The sequence below is a fragment of the Bacillus cereus group sp. BfR-BA-01355 genome (assembly GCF_022663675.1).
Classification (GTDB): Bacteria; Bacillota; Bacilli; order Bacillales; family Bacillaceae_G; genus Bacillus_A; species Bacillus_A thuringiensis_S.
Genome location: NZ_JAKUFY010000042.1, coordinates 1 through 18,356 on the forward strand (window position 1 = coordinate 1; position 18,356 = coordinate 18,356).

Here is an 18,356-nt window from a genome sequence, read left to right on the forward strand (position 1 = left end):
TGTCAAGTAAATTTTCTTGATTTCTTTTTTCTACGGTGTTGCATTCTCTTTTTAGTTGTGTTAAATTATAGTAGTGTTTTTAGCATCGCATAAAAGACTAACATTGAAAAATTACGTATGGTAAGGTATCAAGGGAGGGAAATATAAATGGCTCGTGTTTGTGCTATTACTGGAAGAAAAGCTCGTTCTGGTAACTCTCGTTCTCACGCAATGAACGCTACAAAACGTAAGTGGGGCGCTAACCTTCAAAAAGTTCGCGTACGCATCGACGGAAAAGTTCAACGTGTTTACGTTTCTGCTAGAGCATTAAAATCTGGCAAAATCGAACGTGTTTAATAATAAAAAAAAGAGCCGATAGGCTCTTTTTTTACTATAACAATGGAAAAAGCACCGGTGATAGGTGCTTTTTTAATCTTTTTTGAAGGTATTTAACATTGCACGAACAATTCCACCAAGAAATTTAGGTAACTTAATTGTATAAAATCTCATGGTTTCCCTCCTAATCCCCATTACTCCACTTGGTCACTATATGATGTAAGGAGCAAAATTGTTTCTTCAATCAGTGCTTCTTATCAACATTAATATGCCAGAAGTAAATGAAAAAGTACCTTTTTCCTCAACGAGTTCGTTACTAATACAAAGTGTTGATCCCCACTCTATTGTTTTATTAGTAAGAGGGTACTTAAAACCAAACAATGTAATCCCTTCCACTATTTCAGTAACTGGTACAAAAGATACATAAGGAAAATTTTTATTTTCTTCAATTATATGTGTACCCACTTTTTTAACTGTTATTTCATTTTTATTGTCCACAATACACATTTCTATCTCTACTTCTAACCCTTTTAAAAGCATTTGTATATTTGCCAAACCGTGATCAAGTCTTCCACCGGTAGCACCAAAAATACGAATTAGTGCCGGCTTCTGTCCTAATGCCCAGTTGATTGCAATTTCTAAATCCGTTTGATCTTTTTCCCGCGGAACAATATGTAATTCGTTCGTTTGCTGTCCCATCCATACTAATTCTTCTTCAGTAACTGAATCGTAATCTCCAAACGCAACAGCCGGGGTAATCCCTTTCTTTAATAGACGGTATACTCCCCTATCAACCGCAGCCCACACTACTTCCTCATTCTCATATCGAGCAAAATCTGCGCAATATTCCGAAGGTCCTCCTGCCAAAATATGAATAATCATTTTTTCTTCCCCTTCCATTGTAAAAAGGCAATCTGCCATTCGGTAGATTGCCTTTTTACATATTTTTACCCTATCCTATGAATACCTTACTAGGATAAAAGTTCATCACTACCCACGAATTACGCGAATTGCTTCACCGCGGTCTTTTTGATTGTATACTGCTGATCCAGCTACAAGTACATTTGCTCCTGCTTCCACACAAAGTCTTGCTGTTTCAGCATTTACACCACCATCAACTTCAATTTCTACTTCTAGATTGCGCTCTTTCACCATGTCTGCAACTTGTTTAATTTTCGGTAATACAGAATGGATAAACTTCTGTCCACCAAATCCAGGGTTTACTGTCATAAGTAATACCATATCTATATCTTCTAATACATGCTCAATCACTGAAACTGGCGTATGTGGATTTAATACAACGCCCGCTTTAATACCGTGAGATTTAATTAACTGAATTGTACGATGCAGATGTGGACACGCCTCTGCGTGAACAGTAATAATATCCGCTCCCGCTTGTGCGAAAGTCGGGATATAGTTATCAGGATTTTCAATCATTAAATGTACATCTAATGGTAATGATGTAATTGGACGGATAGCTTCTACAATTAATGGTCCAATCGTAATATTTGGTACGAAATGTCCATCCATTACGTCAACGTGAATGTAATCCGCTCCGCCCTTTTCTACATCTTTAATCTCTTCCCCTAATTTTGAAAAATCTGCTGATAAAATCGATGGTGCAATTTTAATCATAACTAATACCTCGGCTTTCTCTCTCTAATTTCTTCTACGAATTGTTTATAGTTCTTATAGCGATATTCTGTAATCTTCCCTTCTTCAACCGCAGCTTTCACAGCACATTTCGGTTCAGAAAGATGTGTACACCCTCTAAATTTACAGTATTGGCTCGCTTCTTTCAACTCTGGAAAACAATATGTAAGATCTTCTACTTCTATATCAATGAAATCTAGTGAACTAAAACCCGGTGTATCTGCTACTAGTCCACTCCCAATTGCAATTAATTCTACGTGTCTTGTCGTATGCTTCCCGCGTCCTAAATGGGAGGAAATATCATTTGTTTTCAGCTCTAATTCTGGACGTAGCACATTAAGCATTGAAGATTTCCCAACACCAGATTGACCCGCAACAACAGAAACACAATTTTCTAAGTATGGTTTTAATATATCAATACTTTCTGACGTATTAATAGAAGTAAATAAAACATCATAACCCATCTCACGATAATCATTCGCATAAGCTTCAACAGTTGCTTTCATCTTTTCATCTACTAAATCCATCTTGCTAATACAAATAATTGGCTTAATGTTATGATATTCAATCAGCACTAAAAATCGATCTAACAGTCCAGGATTAAAATCTGGTTCTACTGCAGAGAACACGAGGATCGCTTGATCGACATTAGCAATAGGAGGTCTAACAAGTTCATTTTTTCGATCAAACACTTCAAGCACATAACCTTCAGTTGGATTATCTGCCTGAAAAACAACTTGGTCTCCTACAAGTGGTGTAATTTTATTTTTTCTAAATACACCTCGCCCACGACATTGCGTAACCCCTTCTTCATGCTGCACGTAATAAAACCCACTTAAAGCTTTTATAATTTTTCCTTCTGGCATAGAATTCTCCTTTTTTTGTATAAGGTGATGCTGAATTTAAAAATGAATGGATTTAAATTTTCCAAATAACGATTCCAAAACCTACCATATATACTTTCGCTAATATACATTAAATCTTCCATTAAATGCAAAAAAATATTTACAGCTGCATCACTTTACTAGCTTTTTGAATCATATATTTTTGCCTGCTATACCGTCCACTTTGTAGACAGCATAACAGGCAATAATAATAAGTAGACTTTCACTATTATTGAGTTGGATATGGTACTTCTTTATCAATAATCGTTACTCCATCTCGTACAATTTTATAGTGTCCCTTTGAACCTTCTTGAATTACAAATTCTAAAGAAATAGTCGCTGATTCAGTAATTGTTCTCGTTTCAACCGGTCTATCCATTTTTTGCTGCATGTCTTCTCTATAAATTTCTATTGTTTGCGGCTTTTTTTCACCTGTTACAGCAGGCTCATATGGGATAGAGATATTGTCCACTTTTACCGTTTTAGTCACTTTAGGCTTTTGACCATCAGAGATAATAATAGTTACTTTATCTCCCTCTTTTAATGGTGTACCTGGTTTTGGAAATTGCGAAATTACAAGTCCTTTTTCGACTGAATCTGAGTACTCTCGTTTTATATCTGACGTTAGTTTTCTCTCATTCAAATAACCAGTTACACTATTTTCAGTCCACCCCGAAAAGTCACCTGGTCTAATTTGATAAGGACCTTTACTTACCCAGATTTTCAGTTCTTGCTCCGCTTCTATAACCATTTGATCAGGCGTCGGAATTTGCTCTACAATTTCACCTTTCGGCTTATCATTTTCAATATAATTTACTGTAACTTGTTTATATTTTTCTTCTAACTCAGCTTTTACACTCTCAAAGTTTTGCCCTGTGAAATTCGCCATCTTACTTTTCTTTTTTCCACCTGATTGATAGATAGTAATTTTAGCGTTTTCTTTTACGACTCTTCCTGCTACAGGTTCCGTTTTTATTACATCCCCAACTTCAACATCATCTGTATATACAATATTAGGCTCCGTCACCTCAAAGCCCTTTTCTACTAACGTATTTACAGCTGTCGTGTATTTCATACCAGCCACATCAGGAACTTTCACATCTTTCGGAATAAATAATCCTGGAATAACCGTAAGCGCTAATGTTATTCCTATTGCTAAAAATAAAAATGTTGAAATTAAAACTTTAAGCCACTTGTTACTCCGTTTTTTCTTCTTATCTAACTCAGCTGCTTCTGCTCTTATCGGTTCTTCCACCTTACTCCCTTTTAAAACAATCGTTTCATCACTTACATTTTCAAATAATTGTTCTTGTTGAATAATCGGAATCGCTTTCGTCGCTTCCATATCTTCTGGTATGTAAAATGGTTGCTCATTTATCCTCTCTGGATATAGCGCAGTTTCAATATCTCGCTTCATCGCATTGGCAGATTGATATCGATGGAAAGGATCTTTTGCAGTTGCCTTTAATATAATATTTTCAACACTTTGCGGAATATTTTCATTCCATCTTTTTGGTGATGGGATTTCACTTTGTAAATGTTTTAAAGCTATAGCAACAGCAGATTCGCCAGAAAACGGTTGTCTTCCTGTTAACAATTCAAACATAACTATTCCAAGAGAATAAATATCCGATTGTTTATTTGCTATCCCGCCACGTGCCTGTTCTGGTGATAAATAATGGACTGAACCCAGTACTGAATTTGTATGTGTAATTGTTGTTGCACTTGTAGCTGTCGCAATTCCAAAATCTGTTACTTTTATTATTCCATCAGCTCGAATTAAAATATTGTGCGGCTTTATATCACGATGCACAATTTCAAAATGATGGGCGTGTGCCATGGCGGATGTTAACTGCTCCATAATATCAAGAGCTTCTCCTATAGGTAACATACCTCGCTCAATTATGTATTGCTTCAATGTTTGCCCGGGTACATATTCCATGACAAGATAATATATACCATCTTCTTCTCCGACATCATACATATTCACAATATTTGGATGCGACAACGTTGTAACAGACTGCGCTTCTCGATGGAAACGTTTAATAAACTCTTCGTTATTTGAGTAGTCGAGTCTTAATATTTTTACCGCTACATCTCGGCCAAGTATATCATCATGAGCTAAATATACATTGGCCATTCCGCCACCACCAATCATTTTCAGCAGCTTATAACGGTCATTTAAGCGTTTTCCAATCAGCACGTTGCACTTCACCTACTTTCGTTTGTCGAACCCGCATAATCAATAAGAACAAGTGTGATATTATCTTCTCCACCGCGATCATTCGCCAATTGAATGAGACGCTGCCCTTTACCTTCAAGCTGTTCATTTAACTGTAAAATTTGTTGCATATCATCAATAGAAACTTTGTTTGATAACCCATCAGAGCAAAGAAGTAATTGATCATCTTCCTCAAGCACCAACGTTTTAACATCTAACCCAACTTTTTCTTCTGTTCCTAGCGCTCTTAATAACACATTCTTTTTCGGATGATACTCTGCATCTTCCTTTGAAATTTCACCATGTCTCACAAGCTCATTTACAAGCGAATGATCTTCCGTTACAAGCGTCATTTCTCCTTCTGATACCATATAGCAACGACTATCTCCTATATGCCCTATCGTCACAAAACTTGGTGTACAAACAGCTATTATAAGCGTTGTTCCCATACCATTACATTCTACATTTTGCTGAGCGTATTCATATATGCGCTCATTAATAATCCCAACACTAGTATGTAACCATTGTTCTACTTTTTTCGGTTCATTCATATTATGCGTTTGCTTCCAATAATCATGGAATAATTGAATGGCCATCGAGCTAGCTACATCACCAGCTCGATGACCTCCCATTCCATCTGCTACTACCGCTAAAACATTTCCATCTAAATTGTGAAAAACTCCTGCACTATCTTCATTATGTTGACGAACTTTTCCTTTATCCGATAGAAATACGGCTTTCATCTCGTCACCTCGTCTCTTCTTTGCGCTCCTTCGCACGCAACTGACCGCAGGCTGCGTCAATATCATGACCTTGTTCACGGCGAATCGTTACATTCACTCCACGATCTTTTAACGTTTTCTCGAACAAGAAAATTTGCTCACGTGGTGTACGTACATAATCACGTTCAGGTACGTAGTTTACCGGGATTAAGTTTACATGACATTTTACACCTTTTAAGAGCGCAGCAAGCTCTTCAGCGTGCTCAACTTGGTCATTTTCTCCTCCAAATAATCCATATTCAAAAGTAATACGGCGCCCTGTTCTATTTACATAGTATTTAATAGCTTCCATTAAATCCGGTAATTTATAAGCACGGTTAATCGGCATTAATTTTGAACGTAATTCTGAGTTTGGAGCATGCAATGAAATCGCAAAATTAATTTGTAGTTCTTCTTCAGCAAACTTATAAATTTTCGGGATAATTCCACTCGTCGAAACAGTCATATGTCTAGCACCAATATGAAGTCCTTTTTCATGGTTAGTGATGCGTAAGAATCCCATTAAATTATCGTAATTATCAAATGGTTCTCCAATTCCCATAACAACAAGAGAACTTACACGTTCTTCTGTTTCATCAAGCGCACGCTGAACTTCTACTACTTGCGCTACGATTTCTCCAGCTTCTAGGTTTCGTTTTAGTCCACCAAGCGTCGAAGCACAGAACGTACATCCAATACGACAACCAACTTGCGTTGTTACACAAATGGAATTTCCATATTCATGTCGCATTAATACCGTTTCAATAGAATACCCGTCATATAATTGGAATAAGAATTTAATCGTTCCATCCGAAGACGTTTGTTTTACTAACGTGTTTAAAGTAGTAATATCAAAGGAATTCGACAATTTATCACGCAATCCTTTAGAAAGGTTTGACATATCCTCATAATTTTTTACACGTTTTTTATATAGCCAGTCAAAAATTTGTCCAGCGCGGAACTTCGGTTCTCCTTGTTCCTTTAACCAATCTTGCATTTCATGAATTTGTAAAGAGTAAATTGATGGTTTCTTCGTTTCTACATTTTTCTTTTGTTTTCTTACAGTCGTTTCCATGATGCTACACCTTCTTCCTTAAACAAGCAATATAAAAGCCATCCGTTGCAAAATAATGCGGTAAAATTTGTACTTGACCTTCATTAATATACGGACTTAATTTTTCTGGCATACGTTCTTTTATCGTAGTATCCCATTCAAATTCAGGATGTTCTTTTAAAAATTTATCTATTACTTGTTCATTTTCTATTTTCTCAATTGTGCACGTACTATAAACAAGACGACCGCCTTGTTTTAATAACGGTGCTATTTTTTCTAGTATCGCAAGTTGAATCGTCGATAATCTTTCACTATCGCCTTTATCTTTTCCTAACTTAATATCAGGCTTACGTCTAATTACACCAAATCCAGAACACGGTGCATCTACCAATATTTTATCAAACGTTTCATTTGAAAAGTGCTCTTGCACTTTTCTAGCATCTAGCGCTTTTGTTTCGACATTTTCTAACCCAAGTCGCTCTGCTTGCTGTTTAATTAAACGTACTTTGTGTGCATGTAAATCAAGAGACATTACTTTACCAGTTCCCTTTAAACGCTCAGCTATATGCGTAGTTTTACCACCAGGAGCCGCACAACTATCAAGAACTGTCTCTCCCTCATTTGGTTCTAAAGCGCGTGCTACAAGCATAGAACTTTCATCTTGAATAGAAAGAAATCCTTTTTTAAACGCTTCTGTATGCGCTACATTTCCTCTTTCAATCTGAATTGCATCATCTGACAAGTCACCACGTTTTGCTTCTATACCTTCACTTGCCAACAACTCAATCGCTTCTTCTACCGTTACCTTATCAACATTCACACGCGCTGTAGGTACAGGAGGTAACATATTTACTTCGCACATTTTCTCTGCAGTTTCTAAGCCATATGCAGAAGTCCACTCTTGTACAAGCCAAACTGGATGACTCATCGCAATTGCAAGCCGTTCTACTGGATCCTTGATTTCATCTACAGAAGGTACACCTTCTCTCTGAATCGAACGTAATACACCGTTCACCATACCAGCAATTCCTTTATGCCCGCGACGCTTTGCAATCTCAACCGCTTCATGAATAGCCGCTCTTTCTGGCACTCGGTCTAAATAAATCATTTGATATAAAGATAAGCGAAGCAATACTCTTACCCACGCCTCAACCTTCTTTTTTAAAAAAGGCTGTAAATAATAATCTAATGTGTCACGACGTTGAATCGTTCCATATACAATTTCAGTTAATAAACCAATATCTTTTCTATCAATTGCACTTTTTTCAATTAAATTATTTAAAAGTAAGTTGCTATATGCACCACTTTTTTCCACTTGAATTAAACCATCAAGAGCTAATTCACGAACATTTTGTCTCATGCATTTTCTCCTAACTTCGTTCCAATTTCAGGTTTTGTTCCACGTAAAAATTGTGAACAACTCATACGCTTTTTACCAGAAGGTTGCAATTCAGTAATTTTAACACCTGTTTCATTACTAGTTGCTACTACAAAACCATCTTCTTCGATCGCAACAATCGTACCTGCTTCAGCCGGTTCAGTTACAGGCACTTTTTCTCCCCACCATACTTTAACAACTTGTCCTGCTAAAGTTGTATAAGCAACTGGCCATGGATTCAATCCGCGAATGTGATTGTATACTTCTTCACCTGTTTTTGTCCAATCAATTTTCTCTTGCTCACGTTTTATATTGTACGCAAACGTTACTTCTTCTTCGTTTTGTTTAATCGGTTCTAACTTACCTTGAATTAATAAAGGTACTGTTTTAGATAGAAGATGTGCTCCTGCTTCACTTAATTTATCAAATAATGAGCCTGTCGTTTCACGCTCTTCAATTTCCACTTCCACTTGCGTTAAGATATCACCAGCATCCAATTTTTCTACCATATACATAATTGTAATACCTGTTTTTTCTTTACCTTCCATAATTGCATAATGAATTGGTGCACCACCACGAAGTTCAGGAAGTAAAGAAGCGTGGACATTAATACATCCATACTTCGGTGCTTCTAAAATTTCATTTGGTACAATCTGACCAAATGCAGCTGTTACAATTAAATCTGGCTCTAATGCCAATACTTTTTCATATTCATCTTTTTCACGAATTTTTAACGGCTGTAACACAGGGATACCATGTTTTTCCGCTTCAACTTTAACAGGTGTAGGTGTTAATACTTTTTTTCTACCTACTGGACGATCAGGTTGCGTCACAACACCTACTACCTCATAGCCATCTTCAATAAGACGACGAAGCACCGGCACTGAAAAGTCCGGTGTTCCCATAAACACTACTTTTATCATTTAAAAACCGCTCCTTTTAACACCTATTCTAGTTCGTTTTCTTCATAATATCTTGTCACTTTCGATGTAAATAAAACACCGTGTAAATGATCGATTTCATGTTGAATTGCACGCGCTAAAAATCCTTCCGCTTCTAATAAAAATACTTTCCCACGGCGATTTTGTGCTCTTACTTTAATATAATCCGCACGTTCTACTTCACCATAAAGTCCCGGGAAGCTTAAACATCCTTCGGGACCTACTTGTTCACCACGTTTTTCTAATATTGATGGATTGATTAACTCGATTTTCCCAGTATCATCATCGACATCAACAACCGCTACTTGCAAGCTTACACCTACTTGAGGCGCAGCTAAACCGACTCCGTCCGCAATTAACATTGTTTCATGCATATCTTTCAACAATTTCACTAACTTTTTATCAAAGTTAATTACTCTTTCGCATGGTGTTTCTAACACTTCATTTGGATGCTTTACTATTTCTAAAACTGCCATATTTCCCTCCGCTACATTAACATTGTTGGATTAAAATCAATTGAGATTTGTAGCTCTTTTTGCATTTCTGCTTGATAATGTTCATTTACCATTTTGAGCACGTTCTTTAAGTTTGGTTCCCGTTTGTATTTTATCATGCATTGATAACGATATCTATCTTTTATCCTTGGAATTGCTGAAGCAACTGGTCCTAACACCATTGTTTGCTGCGAGCAATGCGTTCGTAAATACGAGGCAATTTTTTCCGTCACTTGTACCGCTTTTAATAATTCAGGATGAGATACGGTTACGAGTACAACATAGTAATATGGAGGATATTGTCTTGTTCGTCTCATTTGCATTTCTTGGTCAAAAAACACATCATATTGTTGGTTCTTCGCTAACTCTATACTGTAATGTTCTGGCGTATACGTTTGAATCACAACTTCCCCTGGCAATTCATGTCTACCCGCTCGTCCACTTACTTGCGTCAATAACTGATATGTCTTTTCACTTGCACGAAAATCAGGTAAGTGAAGCATCGTATCTGCAGTTAAAACCCCAACAAGCGTTACTTTCGGAAAATCTAATCCTTTAGCAATCATTTGTGTTCCAAGTAATATATCTGCTTTTTCTTCCCCAAACGCCTTTAATAATTTTTCATGCATTCCTTTTCGACTTGTCGTATCTACATCCATTCGAATGACTCGCGCCTCTGGAAATAGTTTTGTAATTTCTTCTTCTACCTTTTGTGTACCTGTACCAAAGAAACGAATGTATGTACTTTGACAAGCTGGACACTCAGTTGGCATATTTTCTTCGTAACTACAATAATGACATTTTAAACGATGATTCATTTTATGATATGTCAATGAAATATCACAATGCGGACATTGTACAACATACCCACAATCACGGCACATAACAAATGTAGAATGACCTCTTCTATTTAAGAAGAGTACCATCTGTTCTTTCTTTTCTAATCGATCTGCTATTTTTTCATGCAGCGCCTTAGAAAACATTGATCGATTCCCGTCACGAAGTTCTTCTCGCATGTCAACAATCTCTACCGTTGGTAAAGCTTGTTCATTCATACGTTTTTCCATTGTTAGTAGTTCATAAACACCTTTTTTCGCCCTTGCAAACGATTCAAGTGTTGGTGTCGCACTACCAAGAACGATAGGACATTTATGGTATTGCCCTCTCCAGACAGCCACATCTCTTGCATGATACCTTGGATTATCTTCTTGTTTGTAACTTGATTCATGCTCTTCATCAATAATAATAATCCCTAAATTCTCAAAAGGCGCAAAAACGGCTGAACGCGCACCAACTACAACTTTCACTTCTTTTCTTAAAATCTTACGCCACTCGTCATACTTTTCTCCAACAGACAACGCACTATGAAGAACTGCAACTTGCGAGCCAAACCTACCTTTAAAACGATCCACCATTTGGGGTGTTAGTGCAATTTCAGGAACAAGAACGATAGCTTCTTTTCCTTTCTCGAGCACTGCTGCTATAGATTGTAAATATACTTCTGTCTTTCCACTTCCTGTAACACCATATAGTAAAAATGGATTATAAGTTTCATTTGTAATTGATGATAAAATCGGTGTAATAACTTGTTTTTGTTCCTCCGTAAGTGGCAATGGTTTCGTTTGTTCAAAACCATCATCGTCATACGGATTTCGGTATACTTCCACATACTTTTCTGAAATGAATCCCTTTTTAACAAGTGCTTTTATTGGAGCATCTGTTATTTGTAACTCTTCTGTAATTACTTTCAACGGTACACTTTTATAATTTTCCACAAAATAATAGAGTACATCTTGTTGTTTTTTACTTTTCAGTTCAAATGCCGCTAATTCTAATTTATCTTCTGGCAACTCCGGCTGAACAACTCTTTGCTTCTTCTTTTGTACTTTATCTTTCACTTGATAAACGACTTCAACCGTACCATTTTTAATTTCTTGTTGAATAGTCCGGTATAAATGTGGCTGTTGCTCGATTACTTCAAAATCAATTGCTTCTTTATCCTGAAATAAATATAGTATTTCAGGTGCTATTTCTTCCTGTTTACAAAGTTGTAGACGTTTTTTATACGTTGCTTTTATCGCAGTTGGAAGCATCACTTGAAAAGCTGAAATCATGTAGCATAACGTTTCACTTGTAAGCCAATATCCAAGTTTTAATAATTCATCATTTAAAACCGGTGTTACATCTAATATTTCATGGATCGTCTTTAACTTCTTACTTTCTACATCCACCGAATCTTTAATCGCAATAATAAAACCTTGCAATTTTCTTGGCCCAAACGGAACTACTACCCGCATTCCTGTCTGTACAATATCTTCCCATTTTTTAGGGATAATGTAATCAAATGGTCGATCTGTCTGACGGGCAGGTACATCAACAATTACACTTGCAAATTTCATAAACGATCATCTTCTAACATCATTTCAATTTGCTTTAATATTTCACGAGCTACCTCTTTTTTCATTAAAAGTGGCAACTCAATAACTTTTCCATCTTTTCTATACATCGTTACAATATTCGTATCCGTGCCAAATCCAGCTCCTTGCGCTTTTACATCATTCGCGACAATCATATCTGCATTTTTCTCACGTAGTTTTTTCGTTGCATATTCCTCTACATTTGTCGTTTCAGCAGCAAAACCGATAAGTAACTGTTTATCCTTTTTCTGACCTAACGTTTTTAAAATATCCACCGTTCTTTCGAGTTCAATGACAGCATCACCATTTTGCTTTTTCATTTTATTATCATGAACATATTTCGGACGATAATCTGCAACTGCTGCTGTTTTAATGACAACGTCTACGTTTTGATAATGTTGAAGAACTGCTTCTAACATATCTTGTGCAGATTCCACTTGCACTGTCGTTACATGTAACGGTGGATTTAATGCTGTCGGTCCTGAAACGAGTATAACATCAGCGCCTAAATTCGCCGCCACTTCTGCAATCGCATACCCCATTTTTCCAGAAGAAAAATTCGTCATAAAACGAACTGGATCAACCTTTTCACGTGTTGGGCCAGCAGTTATTAATATTCTTTTTCCCTGCAATGGTTTGTGTTCTGAGAAAGCTTCCTCTAACCGTGCGATAATCGCTTCAGGTTCTTCTAGTCGTCCCTTTGCTACATATCCACATGCTAAAAAGCCTTCCCCAGGCTCAATAAACGTATATCCTAGCGTTTTCAATGTCATCATATTTTTTTGAACAATTTTATTTTCATACATATGCACATTCATAGCAGGCGCAATCCATACCGGAGCTGCAGTAGCTAACAAAGTAGTTGTAATCATATCATCTGCAATACCACCAGCTAACTTTCCAATACAATTGGCAGTAGCAGGTGCGACAAGTACAACATCCGCCCAATCTGCTAAATCAATATGAGCAATAACAGCCGAGTCTTTCTCATCAAATGTATCCGTATATACATCATGGCGAGAAAGTGCTTGGAATGTAAGAGGCGTAACAAACTTCATTGCCGACTCACTCATCATTACTTTTACAATCGCGCCAGATTGTGTCAATTTACTCGTTAACGCAGCTGCTTTAAAAACCGCAATGCCTCCTGTTACACATAGAAGTATCTTTTTCCCTTTTAGCATATGACTCGTCCTCTTTCTTTTTCAAACTTATAATACTGAAATAGAATTCCCAGCTCGTCAGTACCAATATTTCATTCCTTTCGTAAAAAAATAACAACCTACTTGTAAATAGGTTGTTACCGTTACATAGAAAATTATAAAGTCTATGTTTTATTTTGTCGAAGGCAAAGGCTTATTCAGCAACTTTATCTTCACTTGGTACGTAGCTTAATACTTCCGCATCGATTTCTTCTAATGCTTTACCTACACACTTATGAGAAACCGGTTGCTCTACAACACAGTTATTAGCAAGTTGCATTTCACGTGCACGCTTTGCAGCCACTGTTACTAGTGTGTATTTAGAATCGATTTTTTGTAGTAATGAGTCAATTGATGGATTTAACATAATTATAGACCCTCCGTCATTTCTTTATAATATTTTGCTACCCTTTCGCGGCGGCAATGTTCGCCAACCACAATTGCTTTAATTCTATCACAAGCTAATTCAACTTGATCGTTTTCTACTACATAGTCGTAAGCGTCCATCATCTCGATTTCTTCTTTCGCTACAGTTAAACGATTTTCAATAACATCTTCAGTCTCTGTACCACGGCCGACAATACGGCTCTTTAGTTCAGATAAACTTGGAGGTGCTAAGAAAATAAATACACCTTCTGGGAAAGCTTTCTTAACTTGAATTGCTCCTTGCACTTCAATTTCTAAGAATACATCTTTTCCTTCTTGTAATGTTTTTTCAACATAGTCAATCGGTGTTCCGTAATAATTACCTACGAACTCAGCCCACTCAAGTAATCTTTCATTACGAATCATTTCCTCGAATTCTTCTCTTTCTTTAAAGAAATAATCCACACCATCTACTTCACCTTCACGCGGCTTACGTGTCGTTACTGAAATAGAGTACTGAAAACGTGTATCCTCATGGCTAAACAGCTCTTTACGAACCGTTCCTTTTCCAACCCCAGAAGGCCCTGAAAGAACGATGAGCAATCCTCTTCTACTTCTCATAAATATGTAAAACCTACCCTTCCTCACTTAAATCTTCTTTATTATTCAAACGATGTGCAATCGTCTCTGGTTGAATTGGACTTAATACAACATGCCCATCATCCATAACAATAACCGCCCTTGTTTTTCTCCCATACGTAGCATCAAGCAAAGCATTATGTTCGCGTGCTTCCTGTACTGTTCGTTTAATAGGAGCTGACTCCGGACTTACAATAGCAATAATTCGATGAGCAGATACAATATTTCCGTATCCAATATTTAAAAACCGCATGGCCATAGTTTGCGCCTCCTAGTAAGTCTATCCGATTTCTCCACCACGTATAACTTTATATATTTTTTGAAAGCTACTCAATATTTTGTACTTGTTCACGAATTTTTTCAAGGTTATTTTTCATTTCTACAACATATTTTGAAATTGTTAAGTCATTTGCCTTAGAACCAATCGTATTAATTTCTCTATGCATCTCTTGCACGATGAAATCCATTTTTCTTCCAACAGGCTCTTCAATCTGCAATGTTTCATGAAATTGCTCTAAATGACTTTGCAAACGAACTAACTCTTCATGAATATCACAACGCTCTGCAAAGATTGCGACTTCTGTTAGCAATCTTTGTTCATCTAACTCTTGATTATGTAATTCTTTTAAGCGATTTTCTAATCGTTCACGATATTTTTGTGTAACAATTGGTGCATGTGGAATAATTGCATTTACACAATTGCTAATCTCTTGTAAACGATACGCTATATCTTTATGTAATCGTTCTCCTTCGCCATCTCTCATCGTTTTCAACATATGAGCAGCTTGACGAACAGCCTCATATAAACTGTTCTCAAAATGTTCATTTACATTTTCTATTTCTTCAATTGCTGTTACTTCTGGCATTGCCATTAATTGCTCGAGTGTAATAGAATCTTGTAATTGAAACTTTCCTTTTATATCTTCCATCATCGATTGGTACTGCTCAAGAAGTGACCAATTCACACTTAATTTTCTTTCAACAAGTCCTTCACCTGCTATACTAATAGACACCTCAATGCGTCCACGTCGAACTTGCTGTGCAATTATTTTACGAATTTTGTCCTCAAATACCATCATTTGCTTAGGAAGTCGAATACTCATCTCTAAAAAACGGTGGTTCACCGATTTCATTTCTACTGTAATTTGAAAAGTATCACTTTCTACTTTCGATCTTCCAAACCCTGTCATACTAGAAATCATTTTTATCACATCCAAGCCATAAAATAACTCAATGAAAAAGGTAATAGAGACAAGGCTCTACTACCTTCTGTAAATTATATCACATTTTCATAACATTGACTATTTCAAGTTTAATCCCTTCTTATATAACATTGGCTTTTTCTTTTTCGCCTTTTTCCCTGTTAATAAAGAACCTACTAGTAAGAAAGTCGGAATTGATGACAAACCTCCAATTAATAACCAATCTCTTGCTTGTATCGGCATTGTGCTAAAGATCGGTTGTAACGGTGGATAATATATAACCACTAGCATGAGTAGTAACGAAATGATAACCGCCCCTACTAAATACACGTTCCCAAATGGATTGCGGTGAAAGACAGAATGCTCACTACGACAATCAAATACATGAATAAGCTGAGCAAGTACCAACGTCGCGAACGCTACAGTTTGTGCATATTTCAGTTCATTTGGATGTTGGTTATACGCAATAATAAACGCTACTAACGTCACTGCCCCAATTAAAAACCCTCGACTTATTATTTTCCACGCAAGCCCTCTAGCGAATACCCCTTCTTTCGGGTGGCGCGGCGTTCTCTTCATCACATCTCCTTCAGCCTTATCCAAACCTAATGCCATCGCTGGTAAACCATCAGTAACTAAGTTCACCCATAAAATTTGAATAGGAACCATCGGCAGTGGTAATGCAAGTAACATCGCAAATAACATGACTAAAATTTCTCCAACGTTTGACGCCAATAAGTAGCGAATAAACTTACGTATGTTCTCGTATATATTTCTTCCTTCTTTAATTGCTGATTTAATTGTAGCAAAATTATCGTCTAGTAAAACAAGTGAAGAGGCCTCTTTCGCAACATCTGTCCCTGTAATTCCCATTGCTATCCCAATATCCGCTGTTTTTATAGCTGGAGCATCGTTCACTCCATCGCCTGTCATGGCTACTATATGTCCTTGATTTTGCAGTGCCTTAACAATTTTTAATTTATGCTCAGGTGATACACGAGCGAATACATACGTATCTTCTACAACATTTTCTAATTCCTCCACATCCATATTCGCGAGTTCTACGCCTTCAACAACGCGTCCATCTGGTGGCAAAACTCCTAATTGTTCAGCAATCGCCATTGCTGTCACTTTATGATCACCTGTAATCATTACCGTTCGAATACCAGCTTCTTTACACTCTTTTACCGCCTGCGCCACTTCTGGCCTTGGCGGGTCAATCATACCTTGTATCCCAACCAACATAAAATCTTTTTCAACGTCTCTTTCATGTTCAATAGAATCCGTGACTTTTAAAGGTTTAAACGCAACTGCAATTGTTCGAAGCGCTTGACTACCTAAGCTATGAATAGCCGCCTGTACTTCTCTTCTATATAACTCACTTAACGGCTGCTGCTTATCCCCCCATAAAATCGTTTGACTCATTTGCAAAAGAACGTCCGGTGCTCCCTTCGTAACAATAAACTTCTTCCCCTCTCGATCTCGTACAATAACACTCATCATTTTTCGAGTTGAATCAAATGGAAATTCACGAATAATTTCAAATTTCCCTTTCAATGCCTCACGTGTAATCCCAGCTTTCATTGCTGCAGCTACAAGCGCTCCCTCTGTTGGATCTCCATCTAATACGTACGCCTTTTTCTTTTGAATAATATTTGCATTGTTACATAGTGAACCAAATGTAAGTAGCTGATAAAGTGCTTTTGTCTTAGCTGGATTCACTTCAATTTCACCTTTCATAAAAGAGCCATTAGGTTCATATCCTTGCCCTGTCACTTTCCACAATTCTCCGCCTGACCACATATGTGTTACCATCATTTTGTTTTGCGTCATTGTCCCCGTTTTATCAGAACATATAACGGAAGCACAACCTAACGTTTCTACGGCTGGTAACTTTCGTACAATTGCTCTCTTTTTTATCATACGCTGTACACCAAGTGATAAAGCTACTGTAACAATTGCTGGCAACCCTTCTGGAATAGCCGCAACAGCTAGCGATACGCCAGCTAAAAACATATGATATACTTCATTCCCTTGATACACACCAGCCAATACAACGAGCGCTGTCAAAATAAGAGCTACAATAATTAATATTTTTCCGAGCTGTTCTAACCTTCTTTGCAGTGGTGTTTCCATTTGCTCTGCATTTTGTAACATATTTGCAATTTGACCCATCGCTGTATTCATACCAGTTGCTACAACGACACCTGTTCCAGATCCTCGCGTAATCATTGTCCCCATAAAAGCCATATTTTTTTGATCACCAATTGCAACCTCTTGCCCTTGCAATGCTTCTACCTTCTTTTGCACAGGTACGGACTCCCCTGTCAAAGCAGACTCTTCAATATATAAACTTGATGCCTCAACAAGACGCACATCAGCCCCAATACGATCACCACTGGAAAACTTAATAATATCACCTAAAACAAGTGCTTTAGATGGTGCTTTTACCCACTTTCCATTCCGCATTACAGTAACTTGTGGAGCAGCTAGTTCCTTTAAAGCTTCCAATGATTTTTCAGCTTTTCTTTCTTGAAAAAAGCCGAGAATACCATTGATAATAACAATGGCAACAATAGCAATAGAATCAATGTATTCACCTAAAAACGCAGAAACAATTGTTGCTCCAAACAAAACGAGTACCATGAAATCTTTAAATTGCGCTAAAAATACCATTAGTGCAGAAGGCCTTTTTGCTTCTTCTAATTCATTTGTACCAAATTTCTTAATTCGCCCTTCTACTTCTTTCTCCGTAAGTCCAACCTTTACATTCGTATTCGTTCTTTCTTCCACTTCATGTGCTCGCATTCCATACCAGTTCATCCTGCC

Annotated in this window: 18 protein-coding genes; 1 reads left to right on the top strand and 17 read right to left on the bottom strand. The window is 37.1% G+C overall.

Annotation, left to right across the window (positions count from 1 at the left end; genetic code table 11):
* Positions 1-147: 147 nt before the first annotated feature.
* The gene (gene rpmB / locus MR167_RS15815) at positions 148-336 is read left to right on the top strand and encodes a 50S ribosomal protein L28 (RefSeq protein WP_000124776.1); all 189 of its coding nucleotides are present in this window, start codon (positions 148-150) and stop codon (positions 334-336) included.
* A 72-nt stretch (positions 337-408) separates the two neighbouring features.
* Here the strand turns inward: rpmB and spoVM are convergent, their stop codons facing one another.
* From spoVM to MR167_RS15900, 17 genes are all read right to left on the bottom strand, one after another.
* Positions 409-489 (bottom strand): stage V sporulation protein SpoVM, encoded by an 81-nt coding sequence (gene spoVM, locus MR167_RS15820; protein ID WP_001213599.1) that lies wholly within the window; start codon positions 487-489, stop codon positions 409-411.
* Between the two features lie 66 nt (positions 490-555).
* Positions 556-1,236: a thiamine diphosphokinase gene (locus MR167_RS15825; RefSeq protein WP_000752665.1), complete on the bottom strand. Its 681-nt coding sequence runs from the start codon at positions 1,234-1,236 to the stop codon at positions 556-558.
* Between the two features lie 69 nt (positions 1,237-1,305).
* The gene (rpe, locus tag MR167_RS15830; RefSeq protein ID WP_000589970.1) at positions 1,306-1,950 is read right to left on the bottom strand and encodes a ribulose-phosphate 3-epimerase; all 645 of its coding nucleotides are present in this window, start codon (positions 1,948-1,950) and stop codon (positions 1,306-1,308) included.
* Between the two features lie 2 nt (positions 1,951-1,952).
* Positions 1,953-2,834, bottom strand: a complete 882-nt coding sequence (gene rsgA / locus MR167_RS15835; protein WP_001113932.1) for a ribosome small subunit-dependent GTPase A — start codon at positions 2,832-2,834, stop codon at positions 1,953-1,955.
* Positions 2,835-3,081: 247 nt separating this feature from the next.
* Positions 3,082-5,055, bottom strand: coding sequence for a Stk1 family PASTA domain-containing Ser/Thr kinase (pknB, locus tag MR167_RS15840; RefSeq protein ID WP_044782950.1), 1,974 nt, complete (start codon positions 5,053-5,055; stop codon positions 3,082-3,084).
* 8 nt (positions 5,056-5,063) lie between these two features.
* Entirely contained in the window at positions 5,064-5,816 is a 753-nt protein-coding gene (locus tag MR167_RS15845) for a Stp1/IreP family PP2C-type Ser/Thr phosphatase (RefSeq protein ID WP_000648708.1), read from the bottom strand.
* Positions 5,817-5,820: 4 nt separating this feature from the next.
* Entirely contained in the window at positions 5,821-6,909 is a 1,089-nt protein-coding gene (rlmN, locus tag MR167_RS15850; protein WP_000450548.1) for a dual-specificity RNA methyltransferase RlmN, read from the bottom strand.
* Positions 6,910-6,913: 4 nt separating this feature from the next.
* Positions 6,914-8,248: a 16S rRNA (cytosine(967)-C(5))-methyltransferase RsmB gene (rsmB, locus tag MR167_RS15855; RefSeq protein ID WP_001249661.1), complete on the bottom strand. Its 1,335-nt coding sequence runs from the start codon at positions 8,246-8,248 to the stop codon at positions 6,914-6,916.
* On the bottom strand, positions 8,245-9,189 hold the full coding sequence (gene fmt, locus MR167_RS15860; RefSeq protein ID WP_000598805.1) for a methionyl-tRNA formyltransferase: 945 nt from the start codon (positions 9,187-9,189) through the stop codon (positions 8,245-8,247). The genes rsmB and fmt overlap by 4 nt, the downstream gene beginning before the upstream one ends.
* A gap of 23 nt (positions 9,190-9,212) precedes the next feature.
* Entirely contained in the window at positions 9,213-9,683 is a 471-nt protein-coding gene (def, locus tag MR167_RS15865) for a peptide deformylase (protein WP_000279470.1), read from the bottom strand.
* Positions 9,684-9,694: 11 nt separating this feature from the next.
* A complete protein-coding gene (gene priA, locus MR167_RS15870; RefSeq protein WP_242314973.1) occupies positions 9,695-12,100 on the bottom strand; it encodes a primosomal protein N' in 2,406 nt (801 codons plus the stop codon).
* Entirely contained in the window at positions 12,097-13,302 is a 1,206-nt protein-coding gene (coaBC, locus tag MR167_RS15875) for a bifunctional phosphopantothenoylcysteine decarboxylase/phosphopantothenate--cysteine ligase CoaBC (RefSeq protein ID WP_000911744.1), read from the bottom strand. The genes priA and coaBC overlap by 4 nt, the downstream gene beginning before the upstream one ends.
* A gap of 172 nt (positions 13,303-13,474) precedes the next feature.
* Positions 13,475-13,687: a DNA-directed RNA polymerase subunit omega gene (gene rpoZ / locus MR167_RS15880; protein ID WP_000933962.1), complete on the bottom strand. Its 213-nt coding sequence runs from the start codon at positions 13,685-13,687 to the stop codon at positions 13,475-13,477.
* Between the two features lie 2 nt (positions 13,688-13,689).
* Entirely contained in the window at positions 13,690-14,307 is a 618-nt protein-coding gene (gmk, locus tag MR167_RS15885) for a guanylate kinase (RefSeq protein WP_001257742.1), read from the bottom strand.
* A 13-nt stretch (positions 14,308-14,320) separates the two neighbouring features.
* Positions 14,321-14,584 (bottom strand): extracellular matrix/biofilm regulator RemA, encoded by a 264-nt coding sequence (remA, locus tag MR167_RS15890; protein ID WP_001251456.1) that lies wholly within the window; start codon positions 14,582-14,584, stop codon positions 14,321-14,323.
* Between the two features lie 67 nt (positions 14,585-14,651).
* On the bottom strand, positions 14,652-15,527 hold the full coding sequence (locus MR167_RS15895; RefSeq protein WP_000625867.1) for a YicC/YloC family endoribonuclease: 876 nt from the start codon (positions 15,525-15,527) through the stop codon (positions 14,652-14,654).
* Positions 15,528-15,626: 99 nt separating this feature from the next.
* Positions 15,627-18,350 carry a calcium-translocating P-type ATPase, SERCA-type gene (locus MR167_RS15900; protein WP_242314975.1) on the bottom strand — a complete coding sequence of 908 codons (2,724 nt, stop codon included), beginning with the start codon at positions 18,348-18,350 and terminating at the stop codon, positions 15,627-15,629.
* Between the last annotated feature and the right edge of the window lie 6 nt (positions 18,351-18,356).

Excerpts from the sequence above, each read along its gene's own strand:
- priA (WP_242314973.1), bottom strand. The coding sequence starts at position 12,100 with ATGAAATTTGCAAGTGTAATTGTTGATGTACCTGCCCGTCAGACAGAT.
- MR167_RS15895 (WP_000625867.1), bottom strand. The coding sequence starts at position 15,527 with ATGATTTCTAGTATGACAGGGTTTGGAAGATCGAAAGTAGAAAGTGAT.
- gmk (WP_001257742.1), bottom strand. The coding sequence starts at position 14,307 with ATGAGAAGTAGAAGAGGATTGCTCATCGTTCTTTCAGGGCCTTCTGGG.
- def (WP_000279470.1), bottom strand. The coding sequence starts at position 9,683 with ATGGCAGTTTTAGAAATAGTAAAGCATCCAAATGAAGTGTTAGAAACA.
- spoVM (WP_001213599.1), bottom strand. The coding sequence starts at position 489 with ATGAGATTTTATACAATTAAGTTACCTAAATTTCTTGGTGGAATTGTT.
- rpmB (WP_000124776.1), top strand. The coding sequence starts at position 148 with ATGGCTCGTGTTTGTGCTATTACTGGAAGAAAAGCTCGTTCTGGTAAC.
- rsgA (WP_001113932.1), bottom strand. The coding sequence starts at position 2,834 with ATGCCAGAAGGAAAAATTATAAAAGCTTTAAGTGGGTTTTATTACGTG.
- MR167_RS15825 (WP_000752665.1), bottom strand. The coding sequence starts at position 1,236 with ATGGCAGATTGCCTTTTTACAATGGAAGGGGAAGAAAAAATGATTATT.
- MR167_RS15845 (WP_000648708.1), bottom strand. The coding sequence starts at position 5,816 with ATGAAAGCCGTATTTCTATCGGATAAAGGAAAAGTTCGTCAACATAAT.
- rpe (WP_000589970.1), bottom strand. The coding sequence starts at position 1,950 with ATGATTAAAATTGCACCATCGATTTTATCAGCAGATTTTTCAAAATTA.
- coaBC (WP_000911744.1), bottom strand. The coding sequence starts at position 13,302 with ATGCTAAAAGGGAAAAAGATACTTCTATGTGTAACAGGAGGCATTGCG.
- rlmN (WP_000450548.1), bottom strand. The coding sequence starts at position 6,909 with ATGGAAACGACTGTAAGAAAACAAAAGAAAAATGTAGAAACGAAGAAA.
- fmt (WP_000598805.1), bottom strand. The coding sequence starts at position 9,189 with ATGATAAAAGTAGTGTTTATGGGAACACCGGACTTTTCAGTGCCGGTG.
- MR167_RS15900 (WP_242314975.1), bottom strand. The coding sequence starts at position 18,350 with ATGAACTGGTATGGAATGCGAGCACATGAAGTGGAAGAAAGAACGAAT.
- rpoZ (WP_000933962.1), bottom strand. The coding sequence starts at position 13,687 with ATGTTAAATCCATCAATTGACTCATTACTACAAAAAATCGATTCTAAA.
- rsmB (WP_001249661.1), bottom strand. The coding sequence starts at position 8,248 with ATGAGACAAAATGTTCGTGAATTAGCTCTTGATGGTTTAATTCAAGTG.
- remA (WP_001251456.1), bottom strand. The coding sequence starts at position 14,584 with ATGGCCATGCGGTTTTTAAATATTGGATACGGAAATATTGTATCTGCT.